Here is a 14,316-nt window from a genome sequence, read left to right as displayed (position 1 = left end):
CACCTGAACCCCTCCTAATCTGCCCCACGACAGCGAACTCGTGGAGTCAGCATGACCACAACAACGAAACTTGACCCGCGCTGGTCGCGTCGTCGCACTGAGAAACTGCGACGGCTCGACCTGGTGCGTTCCTTTGCCGATGGCGTTGTACTGCCGACCGACAAGATTGTCGCGGCGCTTGAGGCGCTGATTGCGCCGGGCGATCGCGTGGTGCTGGAGGGCAATAACCAGAAGCAGGCGGATTTCCTTTCGCGCTCACTGGTCAAGGCCGATCCCGCCAAGCTCCACGACCTGCACATGATCATGCCCAGCGTGGGTCGGGCCGAGCACCTGGACCTGTTCGAACGCGGCATCGCCCGTAAGCTGGACTTCTCTTTCGCCGGCACCCAAAGCCTGCGCATCAGCCAGTTGCTGGAAGACGGCCTGCTGGAAATTGGTGCGATTCATACGTACATCGAGCTGTATTCCCGCCTGCTGGTTGACCTGATTCCCAACGTCGTGCTCTCGGCCGGTTTCATGGCTGACCGCGCCGGCAATATTTACACCGGCGCCAGCACCGAAGACACCCCCGCCCTGATCGAACCGGCCGCCTTCAGCGACGGTATCGTCATCGTGCAGGTCAACCAGTTGGTGGACGACGTCAGCGACCTGCCGCGCGTGGACATCCCGGCGTCATGGGTCGATTTCGTGGTTGTTGCCGACAAGCCGTTCTACATCGAGCCGCTGTTCACCCGCGACCCGCGTCACATCAAGCCGGTGCACGTGCTGATGGCGATGATGGCGATTCGCGGGATCTACGAGAAACACAACGTCCAGTCCCTCAACCACGGCATCGGCTTCAACACCGCAGCCATCGAGTTGATCCTGCCGACCTACGGTGAATCCCTGGGCCTGAAGGGCAAGATCTGCCGCAACTGGACGCTTAACCCGCACCCGACGCTGATCCCCGCCATCGAAAGCGGCTGGGTCGAAAGCGTGCATTGCTTCGGCACCGAGCTGGGCATGGAAAACTACATTGCCGCACGGCCCGACGTGTTCTTCACCGGCCACGATGGCTCCATGCGCTCCAACCGGATGATGTGCCAGCTGGCCGGGCAGTACGCGGTTGACCTGTTCATTGGCGCCACGCTGCAAGTCGACGGCGACGGCCATTCCTCCACCGTTACGCGCGGGCGCCTCGCCGGCTTCGGTGGCGCGCCGAACATGGGTCACGACCCGCGCGGCCGGCGTCACGCCACGCCCGCCTGGCTGGACATGCGCCAGCAGAGCGGTGACGGGCCGGACGCCTATCTTGAACGCGGCAAGAAGCTCGTCGTGCAAATGGTCGAGACTTTCCAGGAGGGCGGCAAACCCACTTTCGTCGAGACGCTGGACGCTGTCGAAGTCGCGAAAAAGAGCGGCATGCCCCTGGCGCCGATCATGATCTACGGCGACGACGTCACCCATCTGTTGACCGAAGAAGGCATCGCCTATCTGTACAAGGCACGAACGCTTGAAGAGCGTCAGGCCATGATCGCCGCCGTGGCGGGGGTGACCTCCATCGGCCTGCGCCACAACCCGAAAGACACCGCCCGCATGCGCCGTGAAGGGCTGATTGCGCTGCCTGAGGATTTTGGCATTCGTCGCACCGATGCCAGCCGCGAACTGCTGGCGGCCAAGAGCGTCGCCGAGCTGGTGGAGTGGTCCGGTGGTTTGTACAACCCGCCTGCGAAATTCAGGAGTTGGTGATGCGCGCACTCAACGTAGCTTTCGATGCCTTCGATGCAGCGCCCGGTTCGGCCTCGCTGGCTGAGCGCCTGGCTGATCTGGCCGTGGATGCACTGATCGACGAAGCCGACCTGTCGCCAAAACCGGCGCTGGTCGATCGTCGCAGCAGTGGCGCTCACACAGATCTGCACCTGGGCTTGATGCACGCATCAGCGCTGTCGCTGTGGCCCGCGTTCAAGCAAATGGCCGACGCCGCCATCGCCATCGGCGAGCTCAACCCGGCACTGCGGGAAACCATCGGCCGCCTCGGTCGCGAGGGTGAAGCCGCGATGATGCGCACCACCAATGGGGTGAACACCCACCGTGGCGCGATCTGGGCATTGGGTTTGCTGGTCACCGCTGCCGCGCTGGACCCCGATGATCTCTCTCCGGAAGGGCTGTGCCAACGCGCGGGCCATCTGGCATTGATCGACGATCGTCATCAGGGCGAGAGTCAGAGCCATGGCCAGGCCGTTGCGCAGAAATACGGCGCAACGGGCGCCCGGGAGCAAGCGCAAGCGGGTTTCCCTGCCGTCACCCAAACCGGTTTGCCGCAACTCCTCCGCAGCCGCGCCGCCGGGCATGGCGAGCAGAACGCGCGACTCGATGCACTGTTGGCGATCATGACCACGCTGTCCGATACCTGCGTGCTGTATCGCGCCGGTGAAGCAGGCCTGCACGCCATGCAACACGGTGCGCAGCAGGTACTGGACGCCGGCGGCAGCGCGACCCTCAGCGGCCGTCGCGCGCTGAATCAGCTGGATCAACAACTGCTGAGCCTGAACGCCTCTCCCGGCGGCGCTGCCGATCTGCTCGCCGCTTGCCTGTTTATTGATCGCCTGGAGCCTGGGCTCGGCGATGCAACGAGGAACGTCTGATCATGGAAACCCTGTCTTTTGAATTCCCTGCCGGGCAGCCGCCATTGGGTCGCGCGCTGGTGGGTTGCGTCGGTTCGGGTGATCTGGAAGTGCTGCTGGAGCCGGGGACCCCGGGCAAGTTGACCATTCAGGTGCTGACGTCGGTCAACGGCAGTTCGGCGCGCTGGGAAAATCTCTTTCAGCGCATGTTCGACGGCCAGACGCCACCGGCCATGAGCATCGACATCCATGATTTCGGCGCCACGCCGGGCGTGGTTCGGCTGCGCCTGGAGCAAGGTTTCGAGGAGGTCGGCCATGACTGACAGCACGCGGCTTCTGCAGCAGCACAGCTTCGTCGAGCTCGGCGCCCGGCAACGCGCCCGCGCACTGCTGGACAACGGCAGTTTTCGTGAGCTGATCGATCCCTTCGAGCGTCTGGTTTCCCCTTGGCTGGCCAAGCAGGGCGTCGTGCCCCAGGCCGACGATGGCGTGGTAATCGCCAAAGGCACGATTGAGGGCAAGCCGGTGGTGATCTGCGCCATCGAAGGCGGCTTTCAAGGCGGCAGCATGGGCGAAGTCGGCGGCGCGAAAATGGCCGGCGCGCTGGAACTGGCCGCCGAAGACAATCGCAAGGGCATCCCCACCGCAGCCGTTCTGCTGCTGGAAACCGGGGGCGTGCGCTTGCAGGAAGCCAACCTCGGGCTGGCGGCCATTGCCGACATTCACGCCGCCATTGTTGACCTGCGTCGCTATCAGCCGGTGATCGGCGTAGTGGCGGGCAGCGTCGGCTGCTTTGGCGGCATGTCGATTGCGGCGGGTTTGTGCAGTTATCTGGTCGTCACCCAGGAAGCCCGTCTGGGCCTGAACGGTCCGCAAGTCATCGAGCAGGAAGCCGGCATCGAAGAATACGATTCCCGCGACCGGCCCTTCATCTGGAGCCTGACCGGGGGCGAGCAACGTTTTGCCAGCGGTCTGGTGGACGCCTTTGTCGCCGACGACATCAGCGCCATTCAGCAACAGGTGCAGGCGTTGTTGCACAAGGGCAAGCCCGAGCAGGAACGCAGCAGTCGTTACGCGTTTTTCCTCGAACGTCTGGCCCAAGTGGACACGGCCCGGCAGATAGAGCCCGCTGCCGTGCGCACTGCCTATCAAGGAGACCGGTCATGAGTGCTTACTCCCATCGTGGATTGAACTGGTTCAACGCGCTGGCCGCGAACGCCGCTGAAGTGGCGGGGCTGCCGGCATCGGTCAAAGCGGCTGACGGTACGCTGGGTGATCGTCCTGCGCGATTCCTGGCGGTGGTTGCTGATCCTGCCAACCGCTTTCCCCGCGCACAAAACGGCGAAGTCGGATTGCTGGAAGGCTGGGGTCTTGCCCAGGCGGTGGAAGGCGCCATCGAGCTGGATCGGGACAGCGACAACAAGCGCACGCTGATTGCGATCATCGACGTGCCGAGTCAGGCCTATGGCCGCCGCGAGGAAGCGTTGGGCATTCACCAGGCGCTGGCCGGTGCCGTTGACGCCTATGCGCGGCCCCGACTGGCCGGGCATCCGGTGATCGGGCTGCTGGTGGGCAAGGCGATGTCCGGCGCGTTTCTCGCCCACGGTTATCAGGCCAATCGGCTGATTGCCCTGCGCGACCCCGGCGTTATGGTTCACGCCATGGGCAAGGCTTCTGCGGCGCGGGTGACGCTGCGCAGCGTCGAAGAACTGGAAAAACTCGCCGCGAGCGTGCCGCCGATGGCCTACGACATCGACAGCTACGCCAGCCTCGGTTTGCTCTGGGAAACCCTGTCGGTCAGTGAGATTGAGCAGCCAACGGCGTCGGATCTCACCCTGGTTCAGGACTGTCTGATTGCAGCGATTAAAGACACCCTGGCCGGGGCCAATGACCTGAGTACACGCCTGGGCGCGCCGAACCGTGCGGCGTCGTCGAAAGTGCGCGAGCTGTTGCGGGCGCAGTGGTAATGAGTACTTTCCAGCCGGTGCTGCCCCACGATTTGTTGTGGGGTTTGCCGACGGCTGCGTTGCCGATCGACGCACCGGCGTGGGCGTTCGAGGCCATCGGCCTGGGTCATCCGGTGGTAGTGCGCCGCGCTCGTGTCGGGGCAGGACTGGTAGCGGTGGGCGTGAGAGGTCAGTCCCGGGATCAGCGCTACGCCACCCACATGAAGCTCGACGATGTGCAGCGGCGCGTGCGGCCTGAAGAGTTGATCGTCATGACGCCTGACGCTGATTGGCCGGCGTTGCGCGCCTTGCAGCAGATCCGTCCCGTGATGCATGCGCTCGGCCTGCCATGGGGCGTGGCGGGTGGCGCCGGTTTTGAGCTGGCGAGTGGCGTGCCGGTGCTGCACGCGGAGAGCGATCTCGATCTCATTCTGCGCACCCCGGATTTCTTTGATCGCCAGCACGCCGCTCGTTTGGTCGAACAGCTTGCCAGCGCGGTGTGCCGCATCGACCTTCAGCTTCAAACCCCGGTTGGTGCCGTAGCGCTGCGCGAATGGGCAGGACCGTCACGCCAGGTGCTGCTCAAAGCCGAAGACGGCGCGCGGCTTGTGGATAACCCGTGGCTGGCGCAGGCGGTTGCGGCATGAGCAGCTTCTGGGCGTTTCCCGGCCAGGGCGCGCAACAGCCGGGCATGCTCCACGGGCTGCCGGAGCATCCTTTGGTTGAACAGTGCCTGTCAGAAGCGAGCGCTGCGTTGAACGAGGACGTCCTGACGCTGGACACCGCCCCCGCGCTGCAATCGACGCGAGCCGTTCAGCTGTGTTTGTTGATCGCCGGCGTCGCCTGTGCGCGCGTGTTGATGGCGGATGAAAACGCCCCTGACATGGTTGCGGGTTTGTCCATCGGCGCTTATCCCGCCGCCGTCATCGCGGGCGCTCTGGATTTTTCGGATGCCGTGCGTCTGGTGGCGCTGCGGGGCGAGCTGATGCAAAGCGCTTATCCACAGGGCTACGGCATGACCGCGCTGATCGGGCTCGACCAACCCACGGTCGAAGGCCTGATCGCTCACATTCACAGTGTTGAGGCGCCGGTCTACCTGGCCAACATCAACGCCGATAGCCAGTTTGTCATTGCCGGGCAAGACGACGCCATGGCGGCGGTCGCCGCGCTCGCCAAAGAGCAGGGCGCTGCGGCAGCCAAACGGCTGGCGGTCAGCGTGCCCTCCCATTGCGAGCTGCTGGCTAAACCTGCAAACGTTCTCGCCGAAGCGTTTTCCCGGGTAGCGGTGAAAGCACCGACGCTGAAATACCTCAGCGGCAGCACCGCGCGGCCGATGCTCAGCGCGGACAAGGTGCGCGACGATCTGGCGTTCAACATGTGCCGTGTCATCGACTGGCGCAGCACGGTGCAAACCGCGTACGAGCGCGGCGCGCGCCTGCACATCGAACTGCCGCCGGGTACCGTGCTTACCGGTCTGGCACGCCGCGTCTTCGAACAAGGATCGGCCGTCGCTTTCCAGGGCGCCCGGCTGGACACGCTCAGCGCGCTGTCGCGAGAGGAGGAACGCCGCCACTCATAAACCGACTGCTGCTTTCGAAGGAACACAAAAACAACAACTTCGACGATGCAATTTGAGGATTAGAACAATGGTGATTTATGGCGTGGCGTTACTCGCAATCTGCACCCTCGCGGGGGTGATTCTCGGTGATCTGCTTGGCGTGCTGCTGGGCGTGAAATCCAACGTGGGCGGCGTCGGGATCGCGATGATCCTGTTGATCTGCGCACGACTGTTCATGCAAAAGCGCGGCGGCATGAGCGAAGGCTGCGAAATGGGCGTCGGCTTCTGGGGCGCTATGTACATCCCGGTGGTCGTGGCCATGGCCGCTCAGCAAAATGTCGTTACGGCGCTCAAGGGCGGGCCGATCGCGGTCATCGCGGCGGTGGTGTCGGTGGTGGTCTGCGGCTGCACGATTGCCGTCATTAGCCGCATCAATAAGGGCGAGCCGCTGCCCAAAGAGGACGAACTGGCGAATCCGCTCCCGGTGATCGCGCCGACTGTTTCCCCAGCAGGAGGCCGCTGATATGTGGGAGCTCATTCAGAAAGACCTGATCAGTCAGGGCCTGGTCACCGCGTTCGCCGTCGTGGGCGTGGTGATGTGGATTTCGGTGGTGCTGTCCAAGCGACTGACGTTCGGGCGCATTCATGGTTCGGCCATTGCGATCGTCATCGGCCTGGTCCTAGCGTGGGTGGGCGGCACGATGACCGGCGGCCAGAAAGGGCTGGCGGACCTGGCGCTGTTCTCCGGAATCGGCCTGATGGGCGGGTCGATGCTGCGTGATTTCGCCATCGTCGCCACGGCCTTCGAAGTGCAGGCGACCGAAGCGAAAAAGGCTGGCTGGGTCGGCGCGTTCTCGCTGCTGCTCGGCACGTTGCTGCCGTTCATCGTCGGTTGCTGCGTGGCCTACGCGTTCGGTTATCGCGACGCCGTGAGCATCACCACCATTGGCGCGGGCGCAGTGACCTACATCGTCGGGCCGGTGACCGGTGCGGCGCTGGGCGCGACTTCGGACGTGATGGCGCTGTCGATCGCGACCGGTCTGATCAAAGCCATTCTGGTGATGGTCGGCACCCCGATGGCCGCGCGCTGGATGGGGCTGGATAACCCGCGCTCCGCGATGGTCTTCGGCGGTCTGGCCGGCACCGTGAGCGGCGTGACAGCCGGGCTCGCGGCGACGGATCGACGGCTGGTGCCTTACGGCGCGCTGACGGCGACCTTCCACACCGGGCTCGGCTGTCTGCTGGGGCCGTCGCTGCTGTACTTCATCGTCCGCGGGATTCTGGGCTGAGGCTTTGGGATGCGCGGTGTTCAGCAACATGCTGCCGCTGCGCGCCTGATTGCAGATCTACCTGCGAGCGTCGGAATCATGGGAGCGAGCTTGCTCGCGAAGGCTTACATTCACCTTGCAGAGAAAGCAGCTGAATGTCCTGGCCTCTTCGTGAGCAAGCTCACTCCCACAAGTCCTACGACTCGCCCGAGGTATCAAATTGACCGAGATTCTGTGGTAGCGAGCTTGCTCGCGAAGGCTTGCATTCAGCCTGCAGAGAAAGTGCTGAACGCCCCGGCCTCTTCGTGAGCAAGCTCACCCCCACAAGTCCTACGACTCGCCCGAGATATCAAATTGACCGAGATCCTGTGGGAGCGAGCTTGCTCGCGAAGGCTGCATTCAGCCTGCAGAGAAATTGGCTGCACGCCCCGGCCTCTTCGCCCCGATGCGGCCCAGACCAAGCTCACACCCACAGTGGAGATTGGATCGAGCTGAAGCCGGGATCAGGCCTGGGCCAGCCGGTTCGAGTACATCCGGCATTCCGCCAGCAACGCCAGCAGGTTCGGGTCGCGTTCGCGGGCTTTGAGGAAGACCAGTCCGATGTGCTGCTGCATGCGATAGCGCTGTTGCAATGGGATCAGCCGCACACGGTTTTCATACACGGCCGCAATCCTCCCCGGCAGCAGCGCGTAGCCCACACCCGAGCTGACCATGCTCAGCAGCGTGAAGATGTCGTTCACCTGCATGGCGATTTTCGGTTCAAACCCGGCCTGTTCAAACACCCGGGCGCCGTCGCGGTGGGTGGCAAAGCCCTGGGTCAGCGTAATGAACGTCGCTTCGCGCAGATCGCCCAGGTTCACTTCGCTTTGCTGAGCGAAGGGTGAATCCACCGGGGCCGCGAGGAAGATATCGTCTGAGAACAGCGGCAAATGCTCGCAGTCCGGATCACTCACGGATTCGTTCAGCGACACCAGAATCGCATCCACTTCCATGTTCTTCAGCTTGTAGAAAAGGTCGATGTTCGAGCCCAGAATCAGGTCGATATTAAGTTCGCTGCGGCGGATCTTCAGGCCCATGATCAGCTGCGGCACGGTTTTGACCGTCAGTGAATACAGCGCCCCCAGCTTGAACCGCGCCGCCGAAAACCCGGCCGCCTGCCGGGTCTGTTCGATGGTGCCGAGCACGTCCTGCACCAGCTTCTGCGCACGCTCCTCCAGCACATATGCGCCTTCGAGCGGTGTGAGGTTGCGACCCTCGTGCTTGAACAGCGGACACCGCAACGCGCTTTCCAGCGAGTGAATCGCCCGATGCACGCTGACCGTGCTTGTCTGCAACTCGGCCGCCGCCCGAGCCAGATTGCCGGTGCGCATGAACGCCAGGAAGATTTCCAGCTTCTTGAGGGTGAGCTCTTCGTCGATCTGCATCGTGTGGGCCCGCGCCGGGTTCTTGTTTTGAGAGCGCCCGATTGTGCCGAAGAGATCGGCGGCTGGCTGCATTAAATTCTCGATAACACGACACAATTCGTTGTCATTGCGGTTCAGAAGCAGGACCCTTGACGCGTGTCGTGCAACTTAGAGAGGTAGTGTGCGGATGTACTACGGAGAAAAATTCAACGCCTGGACCCACTTGGTGGGCGCGATTCTGGCGACGATCGGTGCGGTCTGGATGCTGGTTGTCGCGACGATGGCCGGAGACATCTGGAAGATCATCAGCGTGGCGGTCTACGGTGTGGCCCTGGTGATGCTGTACAGCGCGTCGACGGTTTATCACAGCGTTCGCGGTCGGGCGAAAGTGATCATGCAAAAGGTCGATCACTTTTCCATCTATTTGCTCATCGCCGGCAGCTACACGCCGTTTTGTCTGGTGACGCTGCACGGGGCGTGGGGCTGGACGTTGTTCGGCATCGTCTGGGCGCTGGCGATCATCGGGATTCTGCAGGAGATCAAGCCCCGCTCCGAAGCCCGCGTGATGTCCATCGTCATTTACGCGGTCATGGGCTGGATTGTGCTGGTCGCGGTCAAGCCGCTGATCGCCGCGCTGGGCATGGCCGGATTCGTCTGTCTGGCGCTGGGGGGCGTGTTCTACACCGTAGGGATCATTTTCTTCGCGTTCGACACCAAGGTCCGACACTTCCATGGGGTCTGGCACCTGTTCGTCATCGCCGGCAGCCTGCTGCACTTTGTCGCGATCATGCGTTACGTGTTGTGAGGCTGGGCATCGCTGACCCAGCTCCTGCACATTCGGATCTTACGCAGCGTACGTAGTTGGGCGATCCATGCGCTGCTTCGGTGCATGGCGTCCTTCAAATCACTGATCACTTTCTGTACACCCCACAGCCTTGCGCGCTTTCCCTTCTGCACCAATGCGGATAACTTCCGCACCCGATTGAAGCATTTAATTCATTTATTTTATTTGTTGAATTATTTGATTCGTCATCCTAGTCTGATCCTCGAAACGCCCCCTCTTGTGGTAAGGCGGCCTTCTTGAACTGACTGATCAATCGGGGAGCAAGACATGAATGTGAAAGTACTCTTGAGCATGGCCGTGGCAACCGCCTTTTCCGCATCCACCTGGGCCGCTGACTGGACCGTCGGCGCCAACGTGGGCAACGTGCCGTGGGAGTTTCAGGACGCCAAAGGCGAGATCGTCGGCTTCGAAGTCGACGTGGTGAAGGAAGTCGCCAAGCGCGCCGGCAAGACCGTGGAATTCGTCAACATCCCGTTTAACGGCCTGTTCAGCGCCGTGCAGTCCAAACGCGCTGACATCGCCATTTCCTCGATCACCATCACGCCCAAGCGCCTTGAATCGGTCGGCTTCGCCCAGCCGTATTACGACAGCGACCAATCCCTGTCCGTGCTCGCCAAATCCGGCATCAACGGCCTGCAAGACATGGACGGCAAAGTGGTCGGCGTCGACACCGGCTCCACCGGCGACATGTGGGTCAACGCCCATCAGGCCGAATACAGATTCAAGGAAGTCTCACGCTACGAAGGGCTGTCGCCTGCGATGCTCGATCTCGCGTCTGGCCGCATGGACGGCTATATAAGCGATATCCCGGCGGTCCTGTACTACATCAAAGACAAGCCGCAATACAAAGTCGTCGCGAAAATTCCTACCGGTGAGAAGTACTCGTTGATGCACGCCAAGGGCTGGGCATCGGCCGGTCAGGTCAACGACATCATCAGCACGATGAAGAAAGAAGGCGTGATCGCCGACCTGCACAAGAAGTGGTTCGGTGCCGACGCTGATCCGGAGTCCAGCACCGTCAAAGTGGTCGATGTGCTCAAGTAACCCCTGACCGCTCACGGCCCCGCCCGTCACTGCTCGCCACCAAGGAATCGCAATGGAGTTGTTAGAAACGTTCTTCAACTGGAGCGTGTTCGTCGATGCGCTGCCACTGATGCTCCGCGGCCTGGGCGTGACGGTGATGCTTGGCGTGGTCAGCATCATTCTCGGCCTGGTGGGCGGGCTGGTGCTGGCGATGCTGCGTTTGTACGGGTACGCGCCGGTGCGGTTTCTGGCGCGGGTGTACATCGACGTGCTGCGCTCGATTCCATTGCTGGTGCTGTTGGTGCTGATCTATTACGCGCTGCCGTTTGTGGGCATTCGCCTGTCGTCGTTCGCGGCGGCCACGGCGGCGCTGTCACTGGTGTCCTGCGCGTACTCGGCGGAGATTTTCCGCTCCGGCATCGAAGCCATTCCGCGCGGTCAGTTCGAAGCCTCGGCGTCCCAGGGCATGAGCTTTTTCAACACCATGCGCGACATCATCCTGCCCCAGGCCATGCGCATCGTCATGCCGCCGATGACCAGCAACTGCATCAACGTCATGAAAGACACCGCGCTGGCGTCGGTCGTGGCGATGCCTGATCTGCTTAAACAAGCCACTCAGGCGCAAGCATTGTCAGCCAACCCCACACCACTGGTGGGCGCGGCGGTCATGTACCTGTTGCTGCTTCTGCCGCTGGTGCAACTGGTGAGCTGGATCGAGCGGCGTAACGGCGCCGGGAGGAAAAGCGCATGAGCACCGTCATTGAAATGGAAGGCGTGGCCAAGTTTTACGGGCCGTTCCAGGCCCTGATCGACATCAACCTGACCGTCGATCAAGGCGAAGTCGTGGTTATCCTCGGGCCGTCAGGCTCCGGGAAATCCACACTGATTCGATGCATCAATCTGCTGGAGGAATACCAGCAGGGCGACATCCGCGTCGGCAGCCAACGTGTTGAAACGGGCCCGAAACTGGCGGGCATTCGTTGCGAAGTCGGCATGGTTTTTCAGAATTTCAATCTGTACCCGCACCTCACCGTGCTCGCCAATGTGGCCCTGGCGCCGGTCCGGGTGCGCGGCATGTCTCGGCGTGACGCCAATGAACGTGCGCGCCTGCTGCTGGAGAAAGTTGGCATGGGCGCCCACGCGGCGAAATACCCGAGCCAGCTGTCCGGCGGCCAGCAGCAGCGCGTGGCCATCGCCCGGACCATGGCCATGGAACCACGGGTGATCCTGTTCGACGAGCCCACGTCGGCGCTCGACCCGGAGATGGTCGGCGAAGTGCTGGACGTCATGCAGAACCTCGCCCGCTCGGGCGTGACCATGGTCGTCGTGACCCACGAAATGGGCTTTGCGCGCAAGGTCGCCGACCGGGTGATCTTCATGGAGAACGGCCGAATCATCGAACAGAACAACCCGCACGATTTCTTCACGGCCCCGCAAGAGCCGAGAACCCGCGCGTTTTTGCAGGCCATCCTGCATCACTGATCAGACTCTGGAGCTCATCCCTTGAATGCCTTGGACATCGATTACGTACGCAGCCAGTTTCCCGCCCTCGGCAGCGGCTATGCCTACCTGGACAACGCCGGCGGCTCGGCCGTGCTCAAGCCGGTCGCCGAGCGCATCACCGATTACTTGCTTAATAGCGCCGTCCAGTTGGGCGCGTCCTACAGTGAGTCGGTAGACGCTGGCGCACGTGTGATGAAGGCGCGGGAATCGGTCGCGCAACTGATCAACGCGCGCTACCCGGAAGAGTGCGTGATGGGCGGCTCGACCACCCATTTGCTGCAAATCCTCTGCCGCGCCATCGCCCCGTCGATCAATCCCGGTGACGAAATCATCGTCACCAACTGCGACCACGAAGCCAACATCGGGCCGTGGGTAAGGCTGTGCGAAGACCGCGGCGCGACCTTGCGCGTCTGGGCCGTCGACGTCCAGAGCATGGACCTGGAATTGGCTGATCTGGATGCGCTGCTCAGCGACAAGACTCGCTACCTGGCCATGACCCACGCGTCGAACATCCTCGGCAGCGTCAACCCGGTCGCCGAAGTGGCGCGCAGGGTGCACGCGGTCGGCGGCAAGGTGTGCGTCGATGCCGTGGCCTACGCGCCCCATCGGCTGGTCGATGTGCAGGCCAGCGGCGCCGATTATTACGTGTTCAGTTTCTACAAGACCTTCGGCCCGCACTTCGCCGTGCTGTGGGGCAAACGCGAGGCGTTGCTGGAGCTGCCGAGCCTGAACCACTTTTTCATCGGCCAGGAGGTCATTCCCTACAAGCTTCAGCCCGGCAACTTGAACTACGAGCTGTCCTACGGCTGCATCGGCATCAGCGATTACCTGATCGACATCGGCCAACGCCTCGGCGCCAGCGGCAGCGAACGCCAGCTGATGCAGGCGGCGTTCGATGCCTTTGAAGTCCAGGAAGACCTGTTGGCCGAAACGCTGCTGGCGTTTCTGCGGGAGACGCCGGGTGTACGAATCATCGGAAAACCCCGTGTGACCGATGGTGATCGCGTGCCAACCATCAGCTTCGTGGTGGAGGGCATTCAGTCGGAAGCCATCGTGCGTCGGGTGGACAATCACCGCATGGGCATCCGCTTTGGTGACTTCTATGCGCGTCGCCTGATCGAACAGTTGGGCCTGACCCCTTACGGCGGCGTGGTTCGTGTGTCGATTGCCCACTACAACAGCGTCGATGAGCTGAATCGTCTGGTGGAGCATCTGGCCCAGGCGATCACAGAACTGCGTCCATCCTGACTTTTATCGAGCCTTTTTATGCCTGTACCCCAAACCCTGGCCGAGCTGCGTGCCGCCATCGTCGAACATCAGGAACGCCTGACCGCGCGGCAGCGTGACGCGGCGCATTACCTGAACGAGCACCCCCACGATGTGGCGCTGAACACGGTCGCGGCGCTGGCGAAAATCTCCGGCATCCCGTCCTCCGCGTTCATTCGGCTGGCCCAGGCGCTGGGCTTCGGCGGGTTCAGCGACCTGCAGCGTCTGTTCAAGCAGCCGTTGCAGCAGGCCGGGCAGGGCAGCTTTAAAGAGCGCATCCGGCACTATCGCGGCGAGCAGTTGCTCGATGACCCCACCGATGTGGGCGCCATGCTTTCGGCATTCAGCCGCGCGAATATCGTCTCGCTGGAGCACTTGGCCGAAGGCGAGCAAGTCGAGGCCATCGAGCGCGCCATCGAGCTGTTGGAGCAGGCGCGCACCACCTTCGTGGTCGGCATGCGTCGCTCGTTTCCCATGGCGTCCTACCTGAGTTATGCACTCAGCCGTGTCGGTCGTCGTGCCGTACACATCAGCGGTCTGGGCGGCAGCCTGCGCGAACAGGTCGGTGCGCTGCACGGCGATGATGTGCTGGTGGCGGTGAGTTTTCCGCCGTACGCGCAGGAAACCATCGACGCTTGCCAGCAAGCCGTCGCTGCGGGGACGCCCATCGTGGCGATCACTGACAGCATTCTCAGCCCCATCGGACAAACCGCGTCGGTGATAATCGAGGTCAACGACGCCGAGCTGCTGGGCTTTCGTTCCCTGACCGCTGCGTTCTGCATTGCGCAGACCCTGGCCATGGGCCTGGCCTTTCGCACCGGCCAGAACCTCGATGGCCCCGACCATGATGCATTGAAAACCATCGACTGCTGAGCCCTGGCTTGGCGGTCTGCCGACTGTTC

16 protein-coding genes are annotated in these 14,316 nt (G+C 62.6%); 15 read left to right on the top strand and 1 reads right to left on the bottom strand.

The window, feature by feature from the left end:
• The first annotated feature begins 51 nt into the window (after window positions 1–51).
• From mdcA to madM, 9 genes are all read left to right on the top strand, one after another.
• Window positions 52–1,728 (top strand): malonate decarboxylase subunit alpha, encoded by a 1,677-nt coding sequence (gene mdcA / locus SLW75_RS20235; protein ID WP_410935285.1) that lies wholly within the window; start codon window positions 52–54, stop codon window positions 1,726–1,728.
• Window positions 1,728–2,624 carry a triphosphoribosyl-dephospho-CoA synthase gene (locus tag SLW75_RS20230; protein WP_410935284.1) on the top strand — a complete coding sequence of 299 codons (897 nt, stop codon included), beginning with the start codon at window positions 1,728–1,730 and terminating at the stop codon, window positions 2,622–2,624. Before mdcA ends, SLW75_RS20230 begins: the two co-directional genes overlap by 1 nt.
• A 2-nt stretch (window positions 2,625–2,626) precedes the next feature.
• A complete protein-coding gene (locus SLW75_RS20225) occupies window positions 2,627–2,926 on the top strand; it encodes a malonate decarboxylase subunit delta (RefSeq protein WP_410935283.1) in 300 nt (99 codons plus the stop codon).
• Window positions 2,919–3,770, top strand: a complete 852-nt coding sequence (locus SLW75_RS20220) for a biotin-independent malonate decarboxylase subunit beta (protein WP_410930369.1) — start codon at window positions 2,919–2,921, stop codon at window positions 3,768–3,770. The genes SLW75_RS20225 and SLW75_RS20220 overlap by 8 nt, the downstream gene beginning before the upstream one ends.
• On the top strand, window positions 3,767–4,570 hold the full coding sequence (gene mdcE / locus SLW75_RS20215) for a biotin-independent malonate decarboxylase subunit gamma (protein WP_410935282.1): 804 nt from the start codon (window positions 3,767–3,769) through the stop codon (window positions 4,568–4,570). Before SLW75_RS20220 ends, mdcE begins: the two co-directional genes overlap by 4 nt.
• Complete coding sequence (locus tag SLW75_RS20210; RefSeq protein ID WP_410935281.1) at window positions 4,564–5,196, top strand: malonate decarboxylase holo-ACP synthase; 633 nt, start codon at window positions 4,564–4,566, stop codon at window positions 5,194–5,196. Before mdcE ends, SLW75_RS20210 begins: the two co-directional genes overlap by 7 nt.
• The gene (gene mdcH / locus SLW75_RS20205) at window positions 5,193–6,128 is read left to right on the top strand and encodes a malonate decarboxylase subunit epsilon (RefSeq protein WP_410935280.1); all 936 of its coding nucleotides are present in this window, start codon (window positions 5,193–5,195) and stop codon (window positions 6,126–6,128) included. Before SLW75_RS20210 ends, mdcH begins: the two co-directional genes overlap by 4 nt.
• Before the next feature lie 67 nt (window positions 6,129–6,195).
• The gene (madL, locus tag SLW75_RS20200; RefSeq protein WP_065991198.1) at window positions 6,196–6,630 is read left to right on the top strand and encodes a malonate transporter subunit MadL; all 435 of its coding nucleotides are present in this window, start codon (window positions 6,196–6,198) and stop codon (window positions 6,628–6,630) included.
• Window position 6,631: 1 nt separating this feature from the next.
• Window positions 6,632–7,396, top strand: coding sequence for a malonate transporter subunit MadM (madM, locus tag SLW75_RS20195; protein ID WP_037018905.1), 765 nt, complete (start codon window positions 6,632–6,634; stop codon window positions 7,394–7,396).
• 482 nt (window positions 7,397–7,878) lie between these two features.
• On the opposite strand, the gene SLW75_RS20190 is transcribed toward madM, so the two are convergent.
• Complete coding sequence (locus tag SLW75_RS20190; protein ID WP_065991377.1) at window positions 7,879–8,799, bottom strand: LysR substrate-binding domain-containing protein; 921 nt, start codon at window positions 8,797–8,799, stop codon at window positions 7,879–7,881.
• 166 nt (window positions 8,800–8,965) lie between these two features.
• Here SLW75_RS20190 and trhA point away from each other — a divergent pair, with 166 nt between their 5' ends.
• The 6 genes from trhA (at window position 8,966) to SLW75_RS20160 (ending at window position 14,287) form a co-directional block, all read left to right on the top strand.
• Window positions 8,966–9,583, top strand: coding sequence for a PAQR family membrane homeostasis protein TrhA (trhA, locus tag SLW75_RS20185; RefSeq protein WP_192135498.1), 618 nt, complete (start codon window positions 8,966–8,968; stop codon window positions 9,581–9,583).
• 306 nt (window positions 9,584–9,889) lie between these two features.
• Window positions 9,890–10,666, top strand: coding sequence for a transporter substrate-binding domain-containing protein (locus SLW75_RS20180; RefSeq protein ID WP_410935279.1), 777 nt, complete (start codon window positions 9,890–9,892; stop codon window positions 10,664–10,666).
• Window positions 10,667–10,718: 52 nt separating this feature from the next.
• Window positions 10,719–11,396, top strand: a complete 678-nt coding sequence (locus SLW75_RS20175; RefSeq protein WP_065991207.1) for an amino acid ABC transporter permease — start codon at window positions 10,719–10,721, stop codon at window positions 11,394–11,396.
• On the top strand, window positions 11,393–12,127 hold the full coding sequence (locus SLW75_RS20170) for an amino acid ABC transporter ATP-binding protein (protein WP_410935278.1): 735 nt from the start codon (window positions 11,393–11,395) through the stop codon (window positions 12,125–12,127). Before SLW75_RS20175 ends, SLW75_RS20170 begins: the two co-directional genes overlap by 4 nt.
• Window positions 12,128–12,148: 21 nt before the next feature.
• Window positions 12,149–13,396 carry a cysteine desulfurase-like protein gene (locus tag SLW75_RS20165; protein WP_410935277.1) on the top strand — a complete coding sequence of 416 codons (1,248 nt, stop codon included), beginning with the start codon at window positions 12,149–12,151 and terminating at the stop codon, window positions 13,394–13,396.
• An 18-nt stretch (window positions 13,397–13,414) separates the two neighbouring features.
• A complete protein-coding gene (locus SLW75_RS20160; protein WP_410935276.1) occupies window positions 13,415–14,287 on the top strand; it encodes a MurR/RpiR family transcriptional regulator in 873 nt (290 codons plus the stop codon).
• The last annotated feature ends 29 nt before the right edge of the window (window positions 14,288–14,316 follow it).

The sequence above is a fragment of the Pseudomonas sp. W5-01 genome (genome assembly GCF_046540435.1).
Lineage (GTDB): Bacteria > Pseudomonadota > Gammaproteobacteria > Pseudomonadales > Pseudomonadaceae > Aquipseudomonas > Aquipseudomonas graminis_B.
This window is presented reverse-complemented; position numbering and strand designations above follow the sequence as displayed.